This window comes from Clostridium tanneri, assembly GCF_033659955.1.
Classification (GTDB): domain Bacteria; phylum Bacillota; class Clostridia; order Clostridiales; family Clostridiaceae; genus Clostridium_AM; species Clostridium_AM tanneri.
The window spans coordinates 95,707-121,736 of sequence record NZ_JARUJP010000007.1 but is presented as its reverse complement, the minus strand read 5'-3'; the positions used below and the strand labels follow the sequence as shown (position 1 = coordinate 121,736).

25 protein-coding genes are annotated in these 26,030 nt (G+C 33.0%); all 25 read left to right on the top strand.

Annotated features, from left to right (window positions below; all coding sequences use genetic code 11):
- Positions 1 to 6 precede the first annotated feature (6 nt).
- Entirely contained in the window at positions 7 to 702 is a 696-nt protein-coding gene (locus P8V03_RS08040) for a response regulator transcription factor (protein ID WP_318797805.1), read from the top strand.
- A 2-nt stretch (positions 703 to 704) separates the two neighbouring features.
- Positions 705 to 2,411, top strand: a complete 1,707-nt coding sequence (gene pnpS / locus P8V03_RS08035) for a two-component system histidine kinase PnpS (RefSeq protein ID WP_318797804.1) — start codon at positions 705 to 707, stop codon at positions 2,409 to 2,411.
- A gap of 274 nt (positions 2,412 to 2,685) precedes the next feature.
- Positions 2,686 to 3,576, top strand: a complete 891-nt coding sequence (locus P8V03_RS08030) for a phosphate ABC transporter substrate-binding protein (RefSeq protein WP_318797803.1) — start codon at positions 2,686 to 2,688, stop codon at positions 3,574 to 3,576.
- A gap of 177 nt (positions 3,577 to 3,753) precedes the next feature.
- The gene (gene pstC / locus P8V03_RS08025; protein ID WP_318797802.1) at positions 3,754 to 4,644 is read left to right on the top strand and encodes a phosphate ABC transporter permease subunit PstC; all 891 of its coding nucleotides are present in this window, start codon (positions 3,754 to 3,756) and stop codon (positions 4,642 to 4,644) included.
- Positions 4,644 to 5,531 carry a phosphate ABC transporter permease PstA gene (pstA, locus tag P8V03_RS08020; RefSeq protein WP_318797801.1) on the top strand — a complete coding sequence of 296 codons (888 nt, stop codon included), beginning with the start codon at positions 4,644 to 4,646 and terminating at the stop codon, positions 5,529 to 5,531. The genes pstC and pstA overlap by 1 nt, the downstream gene beginning before the upstream one ends.
- A gap of 12 nt (positions 5,532 to 5,543) precedes the next feature.
- Positions 5,544 to 6,293: a phosphate ABC transporter ATP-binding protein PstB gene (gene pstB, locus P8V03_RS08015; protein ID WP_318797800.1), complete on the top strand. Its 750-nt coding sequence runs from the start codon at positions 5,544 to 5,546 to the stop codon at positions 6,291 to 6,293.
- A 238-nt stretch (positions 6,294 to 6,531) separates the two neighbouring features.
- Positions 6,532 to 7,188: a phosphate signaling complex protein PhoU gene (gene phoU / locus P8V03_RS08010; RefSeq protein ID WP_261671605.1), complete on the top strand. Its 657-nt coding sequence runs from the start codon at positions 6,532 to 6,534 to the stop codon at positions 7,186 to 7,188.
- 366 nt (positions 7,189 to 7,554) lie between these two features.
- Positions 7,555 to 8,178 carry a DUF47 domain-containing protein gene (locus P8V03_RS08005; RefSeq protein ID WP_261671604.1) on the top strand — a complete coding sequence of 208 codons (624 nt, stop codon included), beginning with the start codon at positions 7,555 to 7,557 and terminating at the stop codon, positions 8,176 to 8,178.
- Positions 8,171 to 9,169: an inorganic phosphate transporter gene (locus tag P8V03_RS08000; protein WP_261671603.1), complete on the top strand. Its 999-nt coding sequence runs from the start codon at positions 8,171 to 8,173 to the stop codon at positions 9,167 to 9,169. Before P8V03_RS08005 ends, P8V03_RS08000 begins: the two co-directional genes overlap by 8 nt.
- 109 nt (positions 9,170 to 9,278) lie before the next feature.
- Positions 9,279 to 10,613, top strand: coding sequence for a DUF512 domain-containing protein (locus tag P8V03_RS07995; protein ID WP_318797799.1), 1,335 nt, complete (start codon positions 9,279 to 9,281; stop codon positions 10,611 to 10,613).
- A gap of 3 nt (positions 10,614 to 10,616) precedes the next feature.
- A complete protein-coding gene (der, locus tag P8V03_RS07990) occupies positions 10,617 to 11,933 on the top strand; it encodes a ribosome biogenesis GTPase Der (RefSeq protein WP_261671601.1) in 1,317 nt (438 codons plus the stop codon).
- Between the two features lie 2 nt (positions 11,934 to 11,935).
- Entirely contained in the window at positions 11,936 to 12,934 is a 999-nt protein-coding gene (locus P8V03_RS07985; RefSeq protein ID WP_318797798.1) for an NAD(P)H-dependent glycerol-3-phosphate dehydrogenase, read from the top strand.
- 81 nt (positions 12,935 to 13,015) lie between these two features.
- Complete coding sequence (gene spoIVA / locus P8V03_RS07980; RefSeq protein WP_318797797.1) at positions 13,016 to 14,494, top strand: stage IV sporulation protein A; 1,479 nt, start codon at positions 13,016 to 13,018, stop codon at positions 14,492 to 14,494.
- A 188-nt stretch (positions 14,495 to 14,682) separates the two neighbouring features.
- A complete protein-coding gene (locus tag P8V03_RS07975; RefSeq protein WP_318797796.1) occupies positions 14,683 to 15,672 on the top strand; it encodes an asparaginase in 990 nt (329 codons plus the stop codon).
- Between the two features lie 236 nt (positions 15,673 to 15,908).
- Entirely contained in the window at positions 15,909 to 16,787 is an 879-nt protein-coding gene (locus tag P8V03_RS07970) for a YicC/YloC family endoribonuclease (RefSeq protein WP_261671597.1), read from the top strand.
- A 17-nt stretch (positions 16,788 to 16,804) separates the two neighbouring features.
- On the top strand, positions 16,805 to 17,077 hold the full coding sequence (gene remA, locus P8V03_RS07965) for an extracellular matrix/biofilm regulator RemA (RefSeq protein WP_261671596.1): 273 nt from the start codon (positions 16,805 to 16,807) through the stop codon (positions 17,075 to 17,077).
- Positions 17,077 to 17,706, top strand: coding sequence for a guanylate kinase (gene gmk, locus P8V03_RS07960; protein WP_318797795.1), 630 nt, complete (start codon positions 17,077 to 17,079; stop codon positions 17,704 to 17,706). The genes remA and gmk overlap by 1 nt, the downstream gene beginning before the upstream one ends.
- On the top strand, positions 17,687 to 17,905 hold the full coding sequence (gene rpoZ, locus P8V03_RS07955; protein WP_261671594.1) for a DNA-directed RNA polymerase subunit omega: 219 nt from the start codon (positions 17,687 to 17,689) through the stop codon (positions 17,903 to 17,905). Before gmk ends, rpoZ begins: the two co-directional genes overlap by 20 nt.
- Complete coding sequence (coaBC, locus tag P8V03_RS07950; RefSeq protein ID WP_318797794.1) at positions 17,905 to 19,095, top strand: bifunctional phosphopantothenoylcysteine decarboxylase/phosphopantothenate--cysteine ligase CoaBC; 1,191 nt, start codon at positions 17,905 to 17,907, stop codon at positions 19,093 to 19,095. Before rpoZ ends, coaBC begins: the two co-directional genes overlap by 1 nt.
- Positions 19,096 to 19,175: 80 nt before the next feature.
- Complete coding sequence (gene priA, locus P8V03_RS07945) at positions 19,176 to 21,377, top strand: primosomal protein N' (RefSeq protein ID WP_318797793.1); 2,202 nt, start codon at positions 19,176 to 19,178, stop codon at positions 21,375 to 21,377.
- Between the two features lie 39 nt (positions 21,378 to 21,416).
- A complete protein-coding gene (gene def / locus P8V03_RS07940) occupies positions 21,417 to 21,872 on the top strand; it encodes a peptide deformylase (protein WP_318797792.1) in 456 nt (151 codons plus the stop codon).
- A 3-nt stretch (positions 21,873 to 21,875) separates the two neighbouring features.
- Entirely contained in the window at positions 21,876 to 22,808 is a 933-nt protein-coding gene (gene fmt, locus P8V03_RS07935; protein ID WP_318797791.1) for a methionyl-tRNA formyltransferase, read from the top strand.
- 123 nt (positions 22,809 to 22,931) lie between these two features.
- A complete protein-coding gene (locus P8V03_RS07930; RefSeq protein WP_261671589.1) occupies positions 22,932 to 23,609 on the top strand; it encodes a zinc metallopeptidase in 678 nt (225 codons plus the stop codon).
- A 30-nt stretch (positions 23,610 to 23,639) separates the two neighbouring features.
- Positions 23,640 to 24,974 (top strand): 16S rRNA (cytosine(967)-C(5))-methyltransferase RsmB, encoded by a 1,335-nt coding sequence (gene rsmB, locus P8V03_RS07925; protein WP_261671588.1) that lies wholly within the window; start codon positions 23,640 to 23,642, stop codon positions 24,972 to 24,974.
- A 3-nt stretch (positions 24,975 to 24,977) separates the two neighbouring features.
- Positions 24,978 to 26,027 carry a dual-specificity RNA methyltransferase RlmN gene (rlmN, locus tag P8V03_RS07920; protein WP_261671587.1) on the top strand — a complete coding sequence of 350 codons (1,050 nt, stop codon included), beginning with the start codon at positions 24,978 to 24,980 and terminating at the stop codon, positions 26,025 to 26,027.
- Positions 26,028 to 26,030 lie beyond the last annotated feature (3 nt).

Below are 26,030 nucleotides of genomic sequence, written 5' to 3'. Positions count from 1 at the left end.
AGGAAGATGTCAGAGGATAAAATATTAGTTGTTGATGATGAGGAACATATAAGAGAATTAATTAAATTTAACTTAGAGCAAAATGGCTATAAAACCATTTCGGCAGATAATGGTTTGGATGCCTTAAAGAAGGCAAAGGCAGACAATCCGCAATTAATACTCCTTGATGTTATGCTGCCGGATATGGATGGTTATGATGTGTGTAAGGAAATAAGAAGGGACAATTCTATTTCCTCAACTCCTATAATTATGATTACTGCGAAAGGAGAAGAATTCGACAAGGTATTAGGATTAGAGTTAGGGGCAGATGATTATATAACAAAGCCTTTCTCTATTAGGGAGCTTATGGCTAGAGTTAAAGCTATACTTAGAAGGACTTCTATTAAACCTGTAGACAATTTTTATAGTTTTGGAAAGGTTAGTATTGATTTAGAAAAACATGAAGTTGCTAAAGACGGAGAAAAGATTGATCTTACATTAAAGGAGTTTGAGCTTCTTGAAATTCTAATAAAGAATAGAGGAAGAGTAATGACAAGGGACTTTTTATTAGATAAAATATGGGGTTATGAATATATGGGAGAAACTAGAACTGTTGATGTTCATATAAGGCACTTGAGAAAGAAAGTAGAAGATGATGATAAGAAGCCTAAGTATATAGAAACTATTCGTGGCATTGGTTATAGATTTAGTACAGGGGAATAATTATGAAAAGAAAAATAATGTCTTCAATGTTAAGTACTTTAATTCTTAGTTTAGCTATAATGACTGTACTATTTATAGTGATAGAAAACTACCAGTATTTAGAAAATATGAAGCAGACATTAAAAGTAAATAATGAACTTATTATTAATGTGTTAAGAAATGAAAGGGAAGAAGATAGAAAGAAACTATTCAAAGATAACTTTAAAAATGAAATGATAAGGCAGACTTACATTGATTCAAGAGGTAATGTGCTAAGTGATTCTGTTGCAGATTCAACCATCATGGATAATCATAGTTTAAGAAAAGAGGTGCAGGAAGCCAGAAAAAACGGAACTGGTTATAGTATAAGACATAGTATAACTACAAGTACAAGTACACTATATTTTGCTACCGCTTTTGAGGGTGGATATATTGTAAGAAGTGCTATAACTATGCAGACTATTAAAGGGATTGAGAGCAATTACTTTAAATATTACATGCTTATTATGGCGTTTTCTGTACTAGTATCTTTAGTTTTTGCCTCTCAGCTATCGCATTCTATAGTGAAGCCTATTAAAGATCTTCAATTTATTACAGATAGAATTTCCCAAGGGGAACTAAATAGAAGGGTTAATGTAAATTCTGCTGATGAAATAGGACGATTAGCCATAACCTTCAATAAGATGGCAGGCAGACTTCAGGACACTTTAAAAGATTCCTTAGATAAACAAAACAAGTTAGAGGCTATACTAAAGAGTATGGATAGTGGTGTTATAGCTGTAGATAAAAATCATAAAATTATAATTGCAAATCCTTATGCAAAAAAGATTTTCGGTATTAATAGAGACATAATCGGGAAGAATCTAATGGATAATATAAGAGATTTTGAGTTGGAAAATATATTTAAAGACAGTAAGGAAGATTATAGAGAGATCAGAATATTATGGCCTAAAGAGAGAGAATTGAGAATAAGAACTGCAGATATTATAAACAATAAAGAGAAAATTGGTACTGTTGCAGTAGTACAGGATATAACAGATGTTAAAAAGCTTGAAAATATGAGGTCTCAGTTTGTGGCTAATGTTTCTCATGAACTAAAAACTCCTCTTACCTCAATAAAAGGTTTTGCAGAAACCTTAAAGTATGTAGAGGACGCTGAAAACAGGAATAGATTTCTAAATATTATAAATGATGAAGCAGATAGATTGACTAGATTGATTAATGATATTTTAATACTTTCTCACATAGAAAGCGGTGTGGAACAAAAAAAAGAAGAAATAAGTATAAATACTATTATTAAAGATGTTTACTATCTAATGAAAAATATTGCAGAAAAAAAGAATATTAAAATTTTACTTCAAGAGGAAAAGATACCATGCATTTGGGGAGATAGTGATAGAGTTAAACAGATGCTTATTAACTTAGTAGATAACGCCATAAAATATTCAGAGAGAAACGGAAATGTAATAATAGAAGTAAAACATGAAAATAAAAAATGCATAATATCTATAGAAGATACCGGTGTTGGCATACCAAAAGAAGACCTAGGAAGATTATTTGAAAGGTTTTATAGAGTTGATAAGGCCAGATCTAGGGCTCAGGGGGGAACTGGACTGGGTCTTGCTATAGTAAAACATATTGTTATGGGGCTCAATGGAAGTATTGAAGTTCACAGTGAACTGGGAAAAGGAAGTAGGTTTACTGTTAAAATACCAATAGAAGAGATATAAAAGTTTTAATTTAAATTTACTAAATTATATACCTATGTTAAATCTATGTTAAAAGAAATAGTTGTAATAATTATATTAAAATTGAGAAAAATACCCTTAGGTACTTATATCTAGGGGTGTTTTTTTCTTTTGCTCTGGAAAAGTTATGCAACAAAAGAAAATTTGAATGTTAACTTAACTTAACATCTCTATAATAAACGATTAACTTTTATATAGTATCATTACAGATGTAAGATAAGTGTAAACACTTTAAATTATGAGGAGGGTTCACTAAATGAAGAAGAAAAGTTTAAGAGCCATGATAGCTGCATTAGCAATAACTGTGGTAGCAGGAGCTTTTGTAGGCTGTGGAAACAAGGAATCAGAACAAACAGGAGATGCTAACAAAGGGGTATCAGGTTCAATAACATTAGCAGGTTCAACTGCACTTCAACCATTAGCAGAACAAGCAGGAAAGAAATTTACCGAAAAATATCCTGATGCAACAATAAATGTTCAAGGAGGCGGTAGTGGTACTGGATTGAAATTAGTATCAGAGGGAACTGCAGATATTGGAAACTCCGACGTATTAGCTGAAACTAAATTAGATAAAGAAAAAGCAAAAGAATTAGTTGATAATAAAGTATGTGCTATTGGATTTGCAATTGTAGTTAATAAAAACGTAAAAGTTGACAACTTAACAAAGGAGCAGGTACAAAAAATATTTACTGGTGAATATACAAATTGGAAGCAAGTAGGTGGAGATGATAAGCCAATTAATGTAATAAATAGGTCAAAGGCTTCAGGTACTAGAGCAACATTTATAGATACTGTAATGGATAAGAAGTCAGAAAAAGAGGGCTTAGGAACAACACAGGATTCTAATGGTGCTGTAGAGAAATCCTTAGAAACTACAGATGGTGCTGTAAGTTACTTAGCTTTATCAGCTTTAACTAATGAAGAAAGCAAGAAAAATGTAAAAGTATTAAAGTTAGATGGTGTTGAAGCAACTAAGGAAAACATAACTACAGGAAAATATCCATTCTGGTCATATGAGCATATGTATACTAGAGGTGAGCCAAAAGAACTCTCAAAAACATTTATTGATTATATGAAAAGTGATGAAAGCAAAGCTTTAATTGAAAAATCAGGATATATTCCAGCAAGTGATATGAAAGTCCAATAAGATACTTTTAGCTGGTTGCAACAGCAACCAGCTTTTATAGAAGCCTATAGTTAACAGCACAACCATTAGCTATCAGTCGTAATACATCTTTTAGAAGCACCTAAGTGTTATGAGCGATAGCTAATGGATTTAAATATATTTTTCATTACATAAAAATTTATTATTGAGGTTGATAACATGAAAAAAAGAACAGTATGGCAAAAGTTAAGAAGTGAATATATTGGGAGAGGTTTTGCAACCTTTTGTGGTTTGCTAATCGTAGTTTTAACCTTAAGTATATTAGGTTTCGTAGCTTCAAAGGGATTGAACACCTTTATAAAGCATGGTTACTCTTTGGCGGATTTTCTGTTTACATCTAAGTGGAGTCCGGATAGTGAAACACCTAAGCTAGGAGCAGCTATATTTATTTTAGGATCTACTTTAGTATCTATAGGAGCTGTAATTATAAGTGCGCCAATAGGTATTGCATTAGCAATTTTTATGAATTATATATCACCTAGATTAGGGGAAAAGGTACTTCAACCTGCCCTTGAGCTATTTGTTGGTATACCATCTGTTGTTTATGGTTGGATTGGATTTACTGTGTTACTTCCTTTTATAAAGGGTTTTGGTGGAATAGGTTTTAGTTTAATTGCAGGTATATTAGTTTTAAGTATAATGATATTGCCTACAATAGCTAGTATTTCATCAGATGCAGTAAAAATAGTACCTAAAAGTTATTTGGAGGCATCTTATGGACTAGGTGCAACTAGATGGCAGACCATAAGAAAAGTTATAGTTCCATCGGCTAAAGGTGGAATTCTAACAGGTGTAGTGTTAGGTCTTGCAAGGGCATTTGGAGAAGCACTTGCTGTTCAGATGGTTATAGGAAATACCATAAAGTTCCCTGAAAATCTGTTAAGTCCTACATCTACCTTAACTAGCATCTTAACAATGGATATGGGAAATACAGTATCAGGAACAGCATGGAATGATGCTTTATGGTCATTGGCTCTACTACTATTGGTTATTTCCTTTGTATTTATTTTTATATTAAGAGTCATTGGAAAAAGAGGTGAAATGAAATAATGAGTGAAAAATTAAAAGATAAAATATGGACCGGTGTTTTGTATGCTATATCTGCTTTTGTGGTAATCCTTTTGATAGCCTTAATAGGATATATACTAGTTACAGGAGGAGATTTTTTCAAGCCATCATTTCTCTTTGGTAATCCAAAAGCTGGGGAAGCTGGAGGAGGTATTGGGCCTCAATTATTTAACTCTTTTTACATGCTAATTGTTTCTCTTATAATTTCAGTTCCTTTTGGTGTAGGTGCGGGAATATACTTAGCTGAATATGCTAAAGAAGGAAAAATGTTAAATATTATAAGATTAAGCATAGAAACAATGGCATCTTTACCATCTATAGTAGTAGGATTATTTGGACTTCTTGTTTTTGTAAATATGACTAAGTGGGGATTTACATTGTTATCTGGTGCATTGGCTATATCGGTACTAAATTTACCAGCACTTACTCGTGTGAGTGAGAATGCCATAAGGGCAGCAGCTAAGCCAGTAAAAGAAGCAAGCCTAGGACTTGGTGCTACACAATGGCAAACAATAAGAAAAGTAATACTTCCTTCTGCAATACCTCAAATCCTAACTGGAATAATACTAGCAGCAGGAAGAATATTTGGCGAAGCAGCAGCCCTTCTATATACAGCAGGGATGAGCGCTCCTATACTACGTTTCAATAATTTTAGTTTAATAGAAAAGGCATCGCCTTTTAGTTTAATGAGACCAGCTGAAACATTATCCGTATATATATGGAAACTTAATGCAGAAAGAATGGTACCAGATGCTTCCTTAATTGCAAGTAGGGCTTCAGCAGTACTTATTGTTATGGTTTTAATATTTAACATTTCAGCTAGAATACTAGGTAAAAAAATATATGAATCTTATGCAGGTAAGAAGTAAGGAGGACATTAAATGGGTATAATACAAACTAAGAATGTTGATTTGTATTACGGAACTACGCAAGCTTTAAAAAAGATAAATTTAGACATACAGAAAAATGCGGTTACAGCATTGATAGGGCCTTCAGGTTGTGGTAAATCTACTTTTTTAAGGACCTTAAATAGAATGAATGATTTAATCGAAGGTGTGAAAATTGAAGGGGAAGTTCTTTTTGAGGGGAAAAATATATATCAAGATTATGATGAGATTGAGCTTAGAAAAAGAGTAGGAATGGTATTTCAAAAGCCCAATCCCTTCCCGATGTCAATATATGATAATGTAGCTTATGGACCTAAAATCCATGGTATAAAGGATAAAAATAAGTTAGATGAGTTAGTAGAAAATAGCCTAAAAGGTGCTGCCCTTTGGGATGAGGTAAAGGATAGATTAAATAAAAATGCATTAGGTATGTCCGGCGGTCAGCAGCAAAGGTTGTGTATTGCAAGAACTCTTGCGGTAGAGCCAGAAGTATTACTTATGGATGAGCCAACTTCAGCACTAGATCCTATATCTACCTTAAAGGTAGAAGAACTTATGGATGAGCTTAAGAAAAAATATACTATAGTAATAGTAACTCACAATATGCAGCAGGCAGGAAGAATATCAGACTATACAGCTTTCTTTTTAAGTGGAGAAGTAGTGGAGTTTGATAAGACTGAAAGTATTTTCTATAAGCCAAAGGATAAAAGAACAGAAGATTATATAACAGGAAGATTTGGATAAAAATTCTTTGTTCGGGTTAGACTACTTATAGGACTCCTGCTTTCAATGGCAGGAGTCCTATAAGGTAAAGGTTGAATTAATTAGTACCATCTAAGCAATAATCATAAAAAAATTGGTAAATAGTATAATATTATTAAAGTAGATACTATACTTATATGTGATTAGTTATAACTATCTTTCAAAGTAATTAGAAATATGTAATAATGAAGAGAAGAATAATTAAAAAGAGGTGAGTATAATGACAAGAATAGGATTTGACTCCGCTTTAGAGGAACTTCACAACGATTTATTAAGAATGGGCAGTATAGTTGAAAAACAAATTCACCAGTGTATAGAAGCTTTAGTTAAACAGGATGAGGCTTTAGCAGAACAAATAATAAAAAATGATGATTTAGTCGATAAACTTCAAAGAGAAATCGAAGATAAGTGCATTAAACTAATAGCTAAAGAACAACCTCTTGCTATAGACTTGAGAACTATAGTTACTACTTCAAAACTAGTTACTGATTTAGAGAGAATGGCAGATTATGCAGTAGATATAGCCAAAATAACAATAAGGATGAAAAATGAAAAGTATGTTAAGGAATTAATTGATATTCCTAAGATGGCTGAAATAGTTAAGGTTATGATTAGAAAAGCATTAGACGCTCATGTTGCAGGAGATGTAGAAGCAGCTTACGAGGCATGCAAAATGGATGATGAGATAGACCATTTATATAGAAACATCTTTACAGAGATGCTGACATTAATGTCAAAAGGTCAGGAAAATGTCGGTCAAATTACTCAACTACTATTTGTTTCTAAATATCTTGAAAGAGTAGGAGACCATGTAACAAATATCTGTGAATGGACTATATATCTAGTAACCGGTGAACAAATAGACTTAAATGAATAGGGAAAGTTAATTATATAATAAGCTTAGTAGAGGAAATCGGTATTGAATAAATATCGATTTTTTCTTTGTATAGAATTATATTATGCAAGAGTTTTTAATATAGTAAGATTAAAAAACTTTTAAGTTATACTTAAGTTTATAAAAATATGTTTTGATTTTATTGCTAAAATATTAATATTTTCAGGCGAAAAAAGACAAAAAAGTGTACTTCTAAGAAAATGAGTGACAAAAAAGTCTAATAAAAATTTGTCTTGAAAAGGTTTTCAAGGGGCGAGTTTTGTTAATTTAATGTTTTATTTTTAAAAAATTTATGTTATACTTTATGAGGTCGAAAAAGAATACTTTCAAATTATCAGGAGGGATAAAATGTTTAGTTTGACTCCAAAAGAAGACAAGTTTTTTGAACTTTTTATTGAAACTGCAAATATTGCTTATAAGGCTTCCAATTTATTAGTGGAGTTTTTGAAGGATCTAGATAATGCAGAGGAAAATTTGAAGAAGATTAAAGAGGTGGAGCACGAAGGAGATAAAAAGCAGCATGAGATACTTGAACAGTTAAATAAAACTTTTATAACACCATTTGACAGAGAAGATATCTATGCTATAGCAAAAGACACCGACGATATTATTGATTACATAGAGTCTACAGCAAGCAGATTTGTAATGCTTAATGTAAATCGCTGCACAGAAGAAGCAGAGATGTTAAGTAGACTAATTGTTAAGTCTTGTGAGGAAATAATAGTTCTTATGCAAGAATTAAAAAATATGAAAACAAGTAAGGAATTATCTAAGAAGATAATAGAGATTAATAGAATAGAAGAAGAAGGAGACAAGGTCTCAAGAACTGCTATAAAGGACATCTTCAGAGGAAATATGGATGTGTTGGATATTATAAAATGGAGAGAGATATATCAATATCTTGAAGATACATTAGATGCTTGTGAAGATTTAGCAAATGTCATTGAAGGAGTAGTAATGAAAAATGCTTAGTAGTACTATTATTTTAACAGTTACTATAGTTGTCATTGCTTTAGTCTTTGACCTGATAAACGGCTTTCATGACAGTGCCAATGCAATAGCTTGTTCTGTATCTACAAGAGTTCTAACATTAAAGCAGGCGGTAATTATGTCCGCTGTGTTAAACTTTGCAGGAGCCTTTATGAACGTGAAAGTTGCAAAGACTATTGGAAGTGGCATAGTGGATCCTAATAGTATTACCCAGCAGGTAATAATAGCTGCTTTAGTTGGAGCGATTATATGGAATTTGATAACTTGGTATTTTGGAATTCCAAGTAGTTCTTCTCACGCACTAATTGGAGGCTTAGTAGGATCAGCTATAATGTTTAAAAAGTCTTTTATTATAGTGAATTGGGCTAGTCTTTTTTCTAAGGTAATATTATGGTTAATATTATCACCAGTAATAGGTTTCTTCATAGGATTTGTATTTATGAATATAATAAATATGTTTCTAAGAAAGACAAGACCTGCAACAGTAACAAAGGTGTTTTCAAAGCTTCAAATAGGCTCAGCAGCACTTATAGCCTTAAATCATGGGGGCAACGATGCACAAAAATCAATGGGTATCATTACTATGGCTTTAGTTAGTGCTGGTTTCTTGCCAGTATTTGCAGTACCAGATTGGGTAAAGATATCTTGTGCACTAGCAATGGCATTAGGTACAAGCATGGGTGGTAAAAAGATTATAAAAACTATGGGATCTAGAATGTCAAAGATAGCTCCAGTCAATGGGTTTACAGCAGAGATGGGAGCATCCTCAGTAATCTTTACCGCGACAATGCTTAATGCTCCAGTAAGTACAACTCATATAATAACAGGTTCAATAATGGGGGTTGGAGCATCAAAAAGACTTTCAGCAGTAAGATGGGCTGTTGCTAAGGAAATTCTTACAGCTTGGGTGATAACTATTCCAGCCTGTGCTTTAATTTCAGCGTTAACCTTAATGTTGATAAATTTAATATAATTTGTACATAGCACCCTTCTGTTACAGAAGGGTTTTGTTTTTACATTGACTAAATAATAGGATTAGGGTAATATTACTAGATGTATAGCTGTAAAAAGGGGTTGAATATATGAAGAATCAAATTGCGGTAGTAAAACCAGGAAGTATTGCAGAAGAAATGGAAATAGAGGTAGGAGACCTTTTATTAAGTATAAATGGAGAACCGGTTAAAGACATAATAGACTATAAGTTTTTAATATCCGATGAATTTGTTAACATTGAAATAGAGAAAAAGAATGGTGAGGTTTGGGAGTTAGAAATAGAGAAGGATTATGATGAAGATTTAGGAGTACAGTTTAAGGAAGCCATATTAGACAGACCTAGAAGCTGCCATAATAAGTGTATATTTTGTTTTATAGATCAGTTACCAGCAGGAATGAGGGAAACTCTTTATTTTAAAGATGACGACTCTAGATTAGCCTTTCTACAAGGAAACTTTGTTACATTAACAAATATGAGCGAAGAAGATATTGAGAGAATAATTAAGTATAAAATCAGCCCAATAAATGTATCTGTTCATACTACGAACCCTGAGCTTAGAATGAGGATGACAAACAATAGGTTTGCTGGCAATGTTTATGAAAGAATAAAAAGAATGGCAGAGGCTGGCATAAAGATAAATTGTCAGGTAGTTTTGTGTCCAGGTATAAATGATGGCGATGAAATCGAAAAAACAATTGAGGATTTATATAAGCTGTATCCTCAGGTAGAGAACTTAGCAGTAGTGCCAGTAGGAGTTACTAAGTTTAGAGAAGGATTATTTAAACTGGACTTATACAATAAGAAAACAGCATCAGAACAACTTGACAGAATTTCTAGACTACAGGATAAATACATAAAAGACATAGGAAAACCTTTTGTAAGATTATCTGACGAATTTTATGTAGTAGCAGATAGACAAATTCCAGATGCCGAATTTTACAGCGGTTTCAAGCAGCTAGAAGATGGTGTGGGAGTAATAAGGATTTTTAGAAATTATATTAAGGAATCACTTTCAGATTTAAAAAAGGAAGTAAAAGGTTCCTTTACAATGTTAACTGGTGCTTTAGCCTATGAAGAAATAGCAAAAGCCGCTGAAGAAATAACGTCAGCAAATCCTAAAATTAAAATAGAAGTGAAAAAGATAATTAATAACTTTTTTGGTGAAACTATAACTGTAGCAGGTCTTATAACTGGCAGTGATATTATAGAGCAATTGAAAGATGAAAAACTGGGAGATTATATCATGATACCGGATTGTATGCTGAGAAAAGGTTACGAGCTGGCATCGAATGACGAAAAAATTTTTTTAGATGATATTACTGTAGAAGGACTGTCAAAGGCCTTAGATAGAAATATTTTAATATGTGATTATACAGGAGAAGACTTAATCCAGATAATCAATGAACATTGTAAGGAGGAATAAATAATGGGAAAACCGATAGTAGCAATAGTTGGAAGACCTAATGTAGGAAAATCTACATTATTTAATAAATTGGCAGGAAGGAGAATATCTATAGTAGAAGATACTCCAGGAGTTACAAGGGATAGAGTATATGCAGAAGCGGAGTGGCTAAAATATAACTTCACTATGATAGACACTGGTGGTATTGAGCCTGAAAGTGAAGATGTAATAATTTCTCAAATGCGCAGGCAGGCTCAAATCGCTATCGAAACAGCTAGTGTAATTGTGTTTATAGTAGATGGTAAGGAAGGACTTGCAGCTGCAGACAGAGAAGTAGCTCAGATGCTTAGAAAAAGTAAAAAGCCAATTGTACTAGTAGTTAACAAAATAGATAGTCTAAAAGATGAAGATAATGCTTATGAATTCTATAACTTAGGAATTGGTGATCCTATTACAATATCTGCTGCTCAAGGACTTGGTCTTGGAGATATGTTAGATAGAGTAGTATCTCATTTTGATGAAATATTAGATGAAGAAGAAGAAGAAGACCTTATAAAAATAGCCTTTGTAGGAAAGCCTAATGTAGGAAAATCTTCTCTTATAAACAAACTTCTAGGAGAAGATAGAGTAATAGTAAGTGATGTACCTGGTACAACAAGAGATGCTATTGATAGCTACTTAGAAACAGAAGAAGGTAAGTTTTTACTAATAGATACCGCTGGACTCAGAAGAAAAAGTAAGGTTAAAGAAGAAATTGAAAGGTATAGTGTTATAAGAACCTATGCAGCTATAGAAAGAGCTGACGTATGTATATTAATGCTGGATGCAACTCAAGGCATAACAGATCAGGATGAAAAGATAATAGGATATGCTCATGAAATAAATAAAGCTATTATGGTTATAGTTAATAAGTGGGATTTGATTGAAAAGGATACTAAAACCATGAATGAGTTTACTAAGTCCATTGGAAGAAGCTTATCCTTTATGTCCTATGCACCATACCTATTTATTTCAGCAAAGACTGGTCAAAGAATACATAAGGTACTGGATATGGTAAAGGAGTGCCACGGCAGTTATACAAAGAGAGTAAAAACTGGTGTATTAAACGATGTGATTAGTAAGGCTGTAATGATGAAGGAGCCACCAGTTGTAGCTAATAGAAGATTAAAAATATACTATGTTACTCAAACAGGAGTAAAGCCTCCAACTTTTGTATTCTTCGTTAATGATCCTCAAAACCTTCATTTTTCCTATGAGAGATATCTAGAAAATCAGCTAAGAGAAAACTTTGAGTTTAAAGGTACAGGTATCAAATTGGAGTTTAGAGAAAGGAAGGAATAGTTATGTGTTCTAAAATAGCCTTTTTAGGTGGAGGAAGTTTTGGAACAGCTCTAGCAATAATGCTTGCTAAAAAAGGGATTGAAGTTAAAGTTTGGGATAGAAAACAACAGGTAGTAGATGATATTAATATAAAAAGAGAAAATATAAAATATCTGCACGGCGCTGTGGTGCCGGCAGGTATAACAGCATCTACGGATATAGAACAAGTAGTAAAAGATAGTGAGTATATTGTGCTAGCAGTTCCATCTCATGTAATAAGAAGAATTTCTAGTGACATTAAGAAATTTACTAGCAGTAATCAGATAATAGTAAGTATAGCTAAGGGTATCGAGCAGGAAAGCGGTAAAAGACTTTCAGAGGTGATTAAAGAAGAACTTGCAGATAACCCTGTGGTAATACTTTCTGGTCCTAGTCATGCTGAAGAAGTAGCTCAGGATATACCAACAACAGTAGTAGTAGCTTCGGAGAATTTAGAAGCTGCAGAGAAGGTTCAGGATTTATTTATGACAAATAAATTTAGAGTTTATACTAATGAGGATTTAGTCGGTGTTGAAATAGGCGGAGCTGTTAAAAATATTATTGCTTTAGCTGCAGGAATATCTGACGGTATAGGGTATGGTGATAATACTAAGGCTGCCCTTATGACTAGAGGTATAAGTGAAATTGTAAGAATAGGAATAAAATTAGGTGGCAAAATAGAAACTTTTGCAGGACTTACTGGAATAGGAGACTTAATTGTTACTTGTACGAGTATGCATAGCAGGAATAGAAGAGCAGGTATACTGATTGGTAAAGGGGCTACAGCAGAAGAAGCAACGAAAGAAATAGGTATGGTAGTAGAGGGAATAAAGGCATGTAAAGCATTTTATGGCTTAAAAGAAAGACTTGGAATATCTATGCCTATAACAGATGTTTTATATAAGGTGCTTTTTGAAGATAAGGACCCCAAGTACGGTGTATATGAACTTATGACTAGAGATAAGAAAGACGAAGCATATTAATTTTTTTTTCTAATAGTAATAAATTACCCCCACTGAAAATATATATATACTGTTAACATTAAGATTATTGGGGGTAATATTTTGGAGAACTTTGATATATACCAAGATATAGCAGAGAGAACACAGGGCGATATATATGTAGGAGTAGTTGGTCCAGTAAGAACTGGAAAGTCTACTTTCATTAAGAGATTTATGGAGCTTATGGTAATACCTAACATTGAGAATACTTATAAAAAGCAGAGGGCAAAGGATGAGTTACCTCAAAGTTCATCAGGAAAATCTATTCATACTACTGAGCCTAAGTTTGTACCTAATGAGGCAATAGAAATAAATCTAAATGAAAATACTAGATTCAAAGTGAGATTAGTAGACTGTGTTGGATATATTGTTAAAAGCGCCCTAGGATACATGGAAGGCGAACAAGCCAAAATGGTTACTACACCTTGGTATGATTATGAAATACCTTTTGAACAAGCAGCAGAGCTTGGAACTAAGAAGGTTATAAATGAACACTCAACTATAGGTCTTTTAGTAACTACAGATGGATCTGTAACAGATATAAGTAGAGATGACTATGTTGAGGCTGAAGAGAGAGTGGTAAGTGAACTTAAAGCTATAAATAAGCCATTTATAATTATACTAAACTCACAAAACCCTAGTAGCCCTGAAACTACAGCTCTAAAGAGAGAGTTAGAAGAAAAATATGATGTGCCTGTCCAAGAAATGAACGTACTTAATATGAAGCAGGAAGATATTACTGGAGTTTTTCAAAGAGTTCTTAAAGAATTCCCGATCAAGGAAATAAACATTGATATGCCTGAGTGGATAGAAAAATTAGAATGTTCCCATTGGCTAAAACTAGATTTTATTAACCTTGTTAAGGATATGTGTAAGAACATATATAAAGTTAGAGACATAGGTAAATCTTTAGAGGGATTTAAGGATGTAGAGTTTATTGGGGTTTCTAATATTGATGAAATTAATATGGGAGAGGGTACCGCAAGAATTAATCTAAGACCTAAATCAGATTTATTCTATAGAATATTAAGTGAAGTTTGTGATGCTGAGGTCTCCGGTGAAAGTGATTTACTGAACATAGTTAAAGAAATGCATAAGGCTAAGATTGAATATGATAAGGTAGCTATTGCACTAAGGGATGTAAGAGAAACTGGATATGGTTTGGTAGCACCTCAACTTTCAGAAATGAAATTAGAGGAACCTGAGATTGTAAAACAAGGTAGCAGAACGGGCATTAAGCTAAAAGCTAGCGCTCCTTCACTTCACTTCATAAGAGCGGATATTGAAACAGAGGTTTCTCCTATAATGGGCACAGAAAGAGAAAGCGAAGAGATGGTTAAATCCCTTCTTGAACAGTTTGAAAGTGACCCATCAAAGATATGGCAGAGTAATATGTTTGGTAAATCCTTAGAAATATTGGTAAAAGAGGGACTTCAAAATAAGTTGTACAAGATGCCTGAGGATGTACAGCTTAAGATACAGAAGACCCTTCAAAAGATAATAAATGAAGGCAACGGTGGATTAATCTGTATTATATTATAAGTTAATAATTACTGATATAATATAATCACCATAAAGCCTGTGAGCCATTAGGTTCACAGGCTTTATGGTGTGAAAAAATGCAGGAAAAGGCAATTTCAATAGAAAATAAGAATAAATTTAATAAAAACCATGAAAAATGATGGATATTAGATTATAATAGAAGAATAGGAAATTAAGGAGGAATATTAATGAAAAAAGTTGCAGTGGTCTTTAATGGTGGGACCATATCTATGAAAGTTGACCCAAGAGTTCAAGCAGCAGTGCCAAGCTTAAGTGGAGAAGAAATAATGGCTATGGTAACTGGAATAGAAAAATATGCAGAAATAGAATCACATAATTTTTCTAATGTGCCAAGTCCTCATGTTACTCCTTTAGACATGATGGATTTGTCTAAATACATAAAAGACTTGTTAAAAAGAGATGACATAGTAGGGGTAGTAGTAACACATGGTACAGATTCACTAGAGGAAACTGCCTACCTATTAGATTTAACTATAAAAAGTGAGAAACCAGTAGTGGTTACAGGTGCTATGAGAAGTAGCTCCGAGTTAGGTTATGACGGACCAGCAAATCTTTCGGCCTCAATTTGTACAGCTATATCAGATGAAGCACGAGGAAAAGGTGTTTTGGTATGTATGAACGGGGAATTAAATTCTGCTTCAGAAGTTACGAAGGCCAACTCAATGAGCCTAAGTGCATTTCAGAGCCCTTCCTTTGGACCAGTAGGTATTGTAGATAATAATCAGGTTATTTTTTATAGAGAGAGTTTAAACAGACAGTACATAAACACAGAAAACATAGAAACCAAGGTATCACTGGTAAAGTGTGTTTCTGGAATGGATTCAAAGTTTATAGATTTTTGTATAACTGAGGGAGATAGAGGAATAGTAATTGAAGGTATGGGTAGAGGTAACGTACCTCCAGCCATGGTAGAGAGTATTAGGACTGCAGTTGACAAAGGTATGGCAGTTGTATTAGTGTCACGATGCTATGAGGGTAGAGTTCTAGACACTTATGGATATACTGGTGGTGGCAAGAACCTAAGAAACCTAGGAGTTATATTTGGAGATAACTTACCAGGACAGAAGGCTAGAATTAAATTAATGCTGGCACTAGCGCATACGGATAATCTAGGTGAAGTTAAAGAAATTTTCGAAAAGGGATTATATTTAGTTTAAATGGGTATCATTATTGTATAATTTTTATTATAAACTAAATACTAAATTAATAATATATTTGTAATATTTCTGTAAATGCATTTATTCTTTGTACTTATGCTATAATCTTTATATTATAGTTGAATAACAGAGTTTAAGCCTATGTTTAGTAATTGTAAATTTATCTTGAAATTATTATTAATATTTATGTATAATTAGTATGAATTGACAAGGCAACATGGAAGGATGAAATAATAATGATTAAAAGTATGACAGGTTTTGGAAGGGGAAGTATAGAACAAAATGGGCGTAGTTTTACAGTAGAAATAAAAAGTGTTAATCATAGATACTGTGATTTAAATGTTAAAATGCCAAAAAGCTTAATGGCTCTTGAAGACAGGATAAGAAAGACAGTTCAAGAGAAAGTAAGCAGAGGAAAAGTTGATGTATTTATTATTCAGAATAACTATGAAAAGCAAGGAGCTAAAGCAGTATTAGACGAAAAGCTTGCAGATAGTTATGTTCAATGCCTGAATAAAATAAAAGATAAGTATGAGATTAAAGATAATATTTCAATTTCGCTTATTACTAGGTTTCCAGACGTAATAACTTTAAAGCAGGAAGATGATGACATAGAAGAAATGTGGAAAATTCTATCTAACCCCTTAGAAGAAGCGGTTCAAATGCTTGTAGAAATGAGAGAAAAAGAAGGGGTAAAGCTCCAAAACAATATACTTTCAAAGTGTGACTATATTAAGAATTTACTGGATAAAATAGAAGAGAAGTCTCCTTTAGTAGCAAAAGAACATAAAGCAAAGCTTACAGAAAGACTTGGAGAGTTACTTGGGGATTTTCAAATTGATGAAAGCAGAGTGGCAATGGAAGTGGCTATGTTTGCTGATAAATCCTGTATAGATGAAGAGATAGTTAGATTGAATAGCCATATAATTCAATTGAAAGAAACCTCTGGCTTAAATGAACCTGTGGGTAGAAAACTTGATTTTATTGTTCAAGAAATGAATAGAGAAGCTAATACAATTGCCTCAAAGGCAAATAATTTAGAAATTACAAATTTTGTTTTAAATATAAAAAATGAAATTGAAAAAATTAGAGAACAAATACAAAACATTGAGTAAGAGCTAGGAGGAAATATATGAGTATCAAATTAATAAACATTGGCTTTGGAAATATTGTCTCAGCAAATAGATTAGTTGCTATAGTTAGTCCAGAATCCGCTCCAATAAAAAGAATAATTCAAGAAGCAAGAGACAGGGGAATGCTTATAGACGCTACATATGGTAGAAGAACAAGAGCTGTTATTATAACAGATAGTGACCATGTAATACTTTCAGCAGTGCAGCCTGAAACTGTAGCACATAGATTATCTTCTAAGGAAGAGGAAGATGAAGTTGAGGTAGATGAATAATGCAAAAGAAAGGTCTTTTAGTAGTAATATCAGGACCTTCAGGAGCCGGAAAAGGTACTATATGTAAAGCGTTATTGGAACAAAATGATTTTTGGCTTTCTGTGTCTTCAACTACAAGACAGCCAAGAAAAGGAGAAATAGAAGGAACTAACTACTATTTCTTAAGCAGAGAACAATTTGAAGATAGAATTGCTAAAGATGATTTTTTAGAGTATGCAGAAGTATATGGAAACTACTATGGCACACCAAAATCTAAAGCCCTAGAAGCTATAGAAAAAGGTCAGGATGTAGTGCTTGAAATAGATATTCAAGGTGCTCTAAAAGTTAAAGATACTTATCCAGAAGGAGTATTTATTTTTATACTTCCTCCTTCTATGGAAGAACTAAAAAAGAGAATTATAAATAGGGGAAGTGAAACCCCAGAATCTCTGATGACAAGATTTAAATCGGCTTACAAGGAGATAAATTACATATCAAAATATAACTACGCAGTTGTGAATGACACTGTGGAGGAAGCTGTTCAAAAAATTGAAAGTATAATTGTAGCTGAAAGATGCAGAGTAGATAGAGTGAAAGAGAAAATATTAGATTCAAAGGAGGGCATTATTCATGAACAACTCTATGATTAATCCATCTATAGTAGATTTGCTAACAAAAGTAGAAAATAGATATACATTAGTTACTATGACAGCTAAAAGAGCTAGACAGATAATTGAGGGAGAGGAGCCTTTAGTAAGAGTAACTTCAACAAAACCTGTTACAATAGCAACAAATGAAGTAAACCAAGGAGCAATTACTTACGAAACTGTAAAAGAAGGTATTAAATAATGATAAAAGAAAAGAAGACTGTTGTAGTAGGAGTCACTGGGGGAATTGCTGTTTATAAGGCTTTAGATGTAATAAGCAGATTAAAAAAGAAGAATTTTGAGATAAATGTTATAATGACAGAATCTGCTGCAAAGTTTGTAACTCCTCTAAGTTTTCAGAGTTTGAGTCAAAACATTGTTAATTCAGATATGTTTGCTGAGCCAAGAGCTTGGGAAATACAACATATTTCTCTTGCTAAGAAGGCAGACTTAGTGCTGATAGTTCCTGCTACAGCCAATATTATAGGGAAGGTTGCAAATGGAATAGCAGATGATTTGTTATCAACTACTATTATGGCAACTAAAGCCCCTGTAATTTTTGCTCCTGCAATGAATACAAATATGTATAGTAATGCTATTGTTCAAGAGAATATCCATAAGCTTGTTAAGTTTGGATACAACTTTATAAATCCTGCCAGTGGAAGATTAGCCTGTGGAGATGAGGGCGAAGGAAAACTTGCAGATACAGAATCTATAGCTGAATATGTAGAAAGTATGCTATATGATAAAAAGGATTTAAAGGGAAAAAAGGTTTTAGTAACAGCTGGGCCAACAATTGCAGCAATTGATCCTGTCAGATTTATAACCAATAGATCTTCTGGAAGAATGGGATATGCCATAGCAGAGGAAGCTAGAGATAGGGGAGCTGAGGTGTTACTCATATCTGGTACTTCAAAACTTAAAGCACCGTTAGGGGTAAAAGTAGTTAATGTTAGCACTAACGAAGATATGTTAAGAGAAGTCTTAAAACACTATGTTGATCAAGATATAGTAGTTAAGGCCGCTGCGGTAGCTGACTATAAACCAAAACAGTATTCAGATAAGAAGATAAAGAAAGCAAATGATGATCTTAACTTAGAACTAACTAAAGATAATGATATCCTTAAAAAGTTAGGTGAATTAAAAAAAGAACAAATACTTGTAGGTTTTGCTGCAGAAAGTAATGATTTAATTGATAATGCGCAGAAAAAACTTGAAAATAAAAACCTTGACTATATTGTAGCAAATGATATTACCAGTTCTGATACAGGCTTTGCTTCAGAAGATAACAAAGTTACCATACTTTGTAGAGATGGTAGGAATCTTCCTTTAGAAAAGATGTCAAAGAGACAAGTAGCAAGAAAACTATTTGATATAATAAGTGAAAAATAGATTTGATAGAGAGGGGCTGGAACTTACACTTTTGTAAGAGAATGCCTCTCTTATTTAGTATGTTATTAAAGGGTGATTAAGTGTATAAATACGCTGGAATAATAGTAAATAATGCATCAATACAATTAGATAAGCCATTTACGTACAGATTACCGGTTAGTATGTATGGCAAAATAGATATTGGATATAGGGTGAAGGTTCCCTTTGGAATGGGAAACAAAAAAATAGACGGATTTATAGTAGAGCTATATGATGAGTATAAAGGTACAGGAAGAATTAAGGAAATAGCAGAAGTATGCGAGGAGTTTCCGTTGTTTACAGAGAGGGATTTAATACTCATAAGAGAGATGAGAGAGAAGTACCTCTGCACATATCTTGACTGTATTAAGGTTTTCATTCCAACTGGTGTTTTTAAAGGAATGAAAAATAAAAGAGAAAGCCTTGTATACTGTGGAAATATGCCAGAAGGTAAGTTTAGTAAAGAAATTTATAAAAACATATATAAAATAGTAAAAAATAATGAAGGTATCTTTACTAAGAGCGGATTAAGTAGAGAATTTAATTTATCTTTATCTTCAATAAATACTATGATTAAAAATCAAATACTTTTAGTACAGGACAAAGTTATAAATAGATATAATGAAAGAATATATGCTCAATACTTACCTAAAAATTTAAATAAGGAACAACAGGCAGCTGTAACCAGAGTATTAAGTTCAAAAAAAAGAACATTCTTATTACATGGAGTTACCGGTAGTGGAAAAACTGAGATATACATGCATCTAGTAAGTGAAATGATAAATCAGGATAAAGAAGCAATTATATTAGTGCCAGAAATTGCCCTTACACCTCAAATGGTTGAAAGATTTAAGGGAAGGTTTGGCAAAGATATAAGTGTATTTCATAGTAAGTTATCCGATGGTGAAAGATATGATGAGTGGCTTAGGATAAAAATGGGTAAAGTAAAGGTAGCTATAGGGGCTAGATCTGCAGTTTTCTTACCTTTTAATAATCTAGGTTTAATAGTTATAGATGAAGAACATGAGGGAAGCTATAAATCAGACAGTAATCCTAAATACCATGCTAGGGAAATCGGTGAGTTAAAGTGCTCCATAAGTGGCTGCAAGCTGGTTTTAGGTTCTGCTACCCCGTCTATGGAAACTTACTATAGAAGTAGAAAAGATGAGATAGAGTTAATCACTTTAACAAATAGAGCTGATAACGCTGAATTGCCAGAAGTAGAGATAGTAGATATGAGAGAGGAGCTTTTAAACAACAATAAATCTATTTTCAGTAAAAAACTGCAGGAGGCTATTGAGGATAGGTTAAAGAAGAAAGAGCAGATAATACTCTTTTTAAATAGAAGGGGATTTTCAACCTTTGTTTCCTGTAGAAAATGCGGATATGTATTTAAATGTAATAACTGTGATATATCACTTACATACCATAGTGAAGGTAAAAAGTTAATGTGCCACTACTGTGGAGAAAAGCAGGCAGTGCCTAATAAATGTACCAAGTGTGGCAGTAAGTATGTTAAATATTTTGGAGTGGGAACAGAAAAGATAGAGCAGGAAATTAAGAACTACTTTCCATCAGCGAGAACTTTAAGAATGGACTTTGATACTACAAGAGGAAAAAATTCCTATGAACAGATATATAATACTTTTAGGGATGAAAAGGCAGACATATTAATAGGGACTCAGATGGTGGCTAAAGGTCTTGATTTCAAAAATGTTACTTTAGTAGGGGTTATTGCAGCGGATTTGTCTTTAAATCTTCCGGATTTTCGCTCTGCAGAGAGAACATTTCAGCTTATAACCCAGGTTTCAGGCAGGGCTGGAAGAGGAGAGAAAAAGGGAGTAGTCGTTGTTCAGACTTATAATCCAGAGAACTTCAGTATTAGATACGCTGCTTCTAATGATTATGAAAGCTTTTACACAGAAGAAATAGAATTAAGAGAGAATATGGAGTATCCGCCTTTCTCCGATATCCTTCTTATAAATATGAGCAGTAAAAATGAGAATTTATTAATAAAAAGTATACAAAATGTTGGTATATTTTTAAAAAATAGACTAGAAGAAAATGATAAAATTAATATGTTAGGCCCATGTCCCTGTGAAATCTCAAAAATTAAGGAGTTATACAGGTGGCAAATCATTTTTAAAGGAAAAATAGATAAAGAGTTTGGTGAAAATATAAGAAAAACAGTTTATGAATTACTAAAAGATGTTTATAATGATATAAGGGTGAGTATTGATGTAAACCCAAATAGTTTATTGTAAATAATTAGATTGTCTTAGAAAAATTTGGAGGTAGATATTATGGCTTTAAGAAATATAAGAGAATACGGAGATGAACTATTAAGAAAGAAAAGTAGAAAAGTTGATGTTATAGATGAAAGAATAATAACCTTATTAAGGGATATGGAAGAGACTATGTATGCTGCAGATGGAGTGGGTCTTGCTGCTCCGCAGGTAGGGGTACTTAAGAGAGTAGTAGTTATAGATGTAGGTCAGGGAATAATTAAATTAATAAATCCGGAAATTATAGAAACAGAAGGTAGTGACATTGATACAGAAGGATGTTTAAGTGTTCCTGGTGAACAAGGAGAGGTGGAAAGACCTTATAAGGTTAAGGTAAGAGCTTTAAATGAAAAGGGAGAGGAAATTGAGATAGAAGGGGAGGGGCTTTTAGCAAGAGCTTTTTGTCATGAAATAGACCACTTAGATGGTGTATTATTTGTTGATAAGACCATAACCAATGAAGGAGGAAAATAAAATATGAATATAGTATTTATGGGTACTCCTGATTTTGCAGTACCTTCCTTAAAGAGGCTTATTGAAGAATTTGGAGTAACCGCTGTATTTACTCAGCCAGATAGACCAAAGGGCAGAGGGAAAAAGCTATCTATATCTCCCGTAAAGGAGGTAGCAGTAGCACATGATATACCTGTATATCAACCAGAAAAACTAAAAAATGATCAAGATGCACTGCAAAAATTGAAGAACATAGAGCCGGACTTTATTATTGTTGTAGCTTACGGTCAGATACTTACTAAAGAAGTACTAGATATGCCTAAGTATGGATGTATTAATCTCCATGGTTCTTTACTTCCTAAATATAGAGGGGCAGCGCCGGTAAATTGGGCTATTATAAATGGAGAAAAGGAAAGTGGAAACACAACTATGTTTATGGATGTGGGACTTGATACAGGAGATATGCTTCTGAAAAGCAGAGTAGAAATCACTGAGGATATGACTGCAGGAGAGCTTTATGATATTCTAAAGGAAGATGGAGCACAACTGTTGGTAGACACGATTAATGGTCTAAGGGATGGAAGTATCCAAAGAGAAAAGCAGGGTGAAATGCCTACGGATTACGCTAAGATGCTGAATAAAGAGATGGCGAGAATAGACTGGAACTTAAGTAGTGTTACGATAAAGGATTTCATAAGAGGTTTAAACCCATGGCCTATTGCGCACACACAAATTGAAGAGCAAAACATGAAGATACATGAAGCGGTAGTTTTAGATGAGAAGTCACAAGGAGAACCGGGAACTATAGTAGATGTATCTAAAGAGGGGATAAAGGTTAGTTGCGGAGAAGGAGTGCTATTACTAAAAACTGTACAGTTTCCAGGTGGAAGGCCAATGGCTGTAAGTGAGTATATTAAAGGACATGAAATTAAAAAAGCTGTGATATTAGGGAAATAATTTTAAGGATGCTGAAATGGAAATAAGAGATTTTAGGATATTCAGTATGATTTTAAAGTTAAAGAAAGGCACTTTTATAGTGTAAAACTAATTAGTATTTACTTTGTAATTGGAGGTGTAATAATGTATTTTGATAGTAGTTTTATAATATTAATTCCTGCACTTATTATTGCAGCTTGGGCTCAGTTTAAAGTGTCTTCAACTTTTGAAAAGTATTCTAAAGTTGGAAGTAGCGGAGGATATACAGGAGCACAAGTGGCAAGAATATTATTAGACAGTTATGGACTATATGATATACCTGTAGAGCTTACACCTGGCAGACTTTCAGATCATTATGATCCTACAAGAAGGGTTATGAGACTTTCGGAAGAGGTGTATTATGGAAACTCCGTGGCTTCTATTGGAGTGGCAGCACATGAAACCGGCCATGCAATTCAGCATAAAGAACGTTATGCACCGTTGGTTATAAGAAATTCCATAGTTCCAGTTGCGAACTTTGGATCAAATGCCTCTTGGATACTATTTTTATTGGGAATGGTTTTTGGATTGAAAGGGCTAGTAAGTATAGGAATACTTCTTTTTACAGCAGCGGTAGTTTTTCAGATCATAACTCTACCAGTAGAATTTAATGCATCCAATAGGGCGCTTAAAATATTAGAGTCTAAAGGAATACTTTATGGTAGTGAGCTTGGAGGAGCTAAGTCAGTTTTAAGTGCAGCAGCAATGACTTATGTAGCAGCAGCTTTAACAGCAGTAGCTCAATTATTAAGATTAATATTTATAAGCAGAAGTGATGATTAATGTAAATTATTTTAAAGATGAGGTAATAGAATGAACAATGCTAGAAAAACTGCAGTAAAGGTACTGGGAGAAGTATTTAATAAAAATGCTTACTCAAATATAGTATTAGGTAGAGAGCTAAATAAATCTGATTTAAATGATAAAGATAAGGGGCTAGTTACGGAAATAGTATATGGGACGATAAAGTACAAATATACTATTGACACTATACTAAACTATTTTATAAAAAGTAATTTAGAAAAATTAGAAATAGATGTTCTAAATATACTTAGGATATCTATCTATCAAATGTTATATTTAGATAAGATTCCGGAATTTGCAGTAGTAAATGAAGCGGTAGAATTAACTAAGATAAAATCTCCTAAAGCAGCAAAGCTTGTAAATGGAGTTTTAAGGAACTATTTAAGAAACAAAGATATAGATTATCATAATAAAAACAGCAAATTAGAAGAACTAAGTTTTAAATATTCATTTCCTAAATGGATGGTCAAACTTTTTTTAGAGAGCTATGGCATAGAAGAAGTACAAAAGATACTTAGTGGGTTAAATATGGTTCCAGCAGTTACAGTGAGAATAAATGCTTTGAGAACAGACTACGAAGAAGCCTGGAAGAAGCTTGCGGATAATGGATATGATATAGAAGAAGGGAAAGTATGTCCAGAAGCTATTCAGATAATAAAAGGAAGAAACATTGAAGATAATCCTCTATTTAAAGATGGATTAATAACTGTTCAGGACGAAAGTGCAATGATGGTTGCTCCATCTATGGATTTAGAAGAAAATATGATTGTTTTAGACCTGTGCAGTGCGCCTGGTGGTAAAGCTTGTCATGCAGCAGAAATAATGAATAACACTGGGAAAATACTGGCTTTTGATATTCATGAAAACAAGTTATCTCTAATTAGAGATAATGCTGAAAGATTAGGAATAAAGAATATTAGTTGTGCTGTACTTGATGCTGCTAAGTATTCCAGTAAATACAAAGATGGAGCAGATAGAGTACTGATAGATGTACCTTGCTCTGGTATGGGAATAATAAGGAAAAAGCCGGAAATCAAGTGGACTAAGGATAAGGAAGATATTAGAGGTTTAGTTAAGATTCAAAGAGATATTATGTTAAATGCTGCTAAGTATGTTAAAGAAGGTGGAAAACTTATTTATTCCACTTGCACACTAAATAAAGAGGAGAACGAAGAAAATATAAGATGGTTTTTAAAGAAATGTCCAGATTTTAAAGTAGAACCACTTTATTTTGGTAATTTGGATAATTTAATTTACCATAAAGAAGGAGTAGTAACTATTCTTCCAGATAAAAATATGGATGGATTTTTTATTGCTAAAATGATAAAACATGGGCAGGTGTAATCAGTGTACAATATTTTAGATTTTAGTCTTGATAAGCTAAAGCAATGGATGAAAGATAATAAAGAGAGTGAGTTTAGAGCAAAGCAAATTTTTGATTGGATATACAAGAAGAATATCTGGAACTTTGAGGATATGAGCAATATTCCTAAAAATATAAGGGAAAAGCTTAATAACTCCTTTTATATAGAAATACCTCAGGTAGTAGATGTATATAAATCTAATTTAGATGACACTTTTAAATTCCTTTTTAAATATAGAGATGGTAACATTATTGAATCTGTAGTTATGAAATATAAACATGGAAATTCTATATGTGTTTCCACTCAAATTGGCTGTAGAATGGGTTGTAAATTTTGTGCTTCTACCTTAGGTGGAATGATAAGAAATTTAACTAGCGGAGAAATATTAGCTCAGGTTTTAAAAGCTCAGCAGGAAATAGAAGATAGAATATCAAATATTGTGTTAATGGGAAGTGGTGAACCTTTAGACAATTATGATAACGTAATGGAGTTTTTAGATATAGTAAGAGCTGAATATAGTGTTAATGTAGGACAGAGACATATAACCTTATCTACCTGTGGAATTGTTCCTAGAATTAAGGAGTTAGCTGATAAAAATCTTCAGATAACCTTGGCGATATCTCTTCATGCACCAAATGATGATCTAAGAAGGAATATGATGCCTATTGCCTATAAATATTCTATAAATGAAGTTATGGATGCTTGCAGGTATTATATTAATACTACGAAAAGAAGAGTAACCTTTGAATATGCCCTGGTAAGAAACGTAAATGATAATAATGAATGTGCCAAGCAACTAATAGATCTACTAAAAGGTCTATTATGTCATGTTAATTTAATACCTGTAAATGAGGTAAAGGAAAATAATTTTAAAAAGTCTTCCTCTGATAACATTAAGAAATTTTATAATATGTTAATAGAGGCCGGTATTGAAACTACTATAAGACGAGAAATGGGTTCGGATATTAGTGCTGCTTGTGGGCAACTAAGAAGAAGCTATTTAGAATCAAAAAATGATTTAAAAGGGGTGTAGATT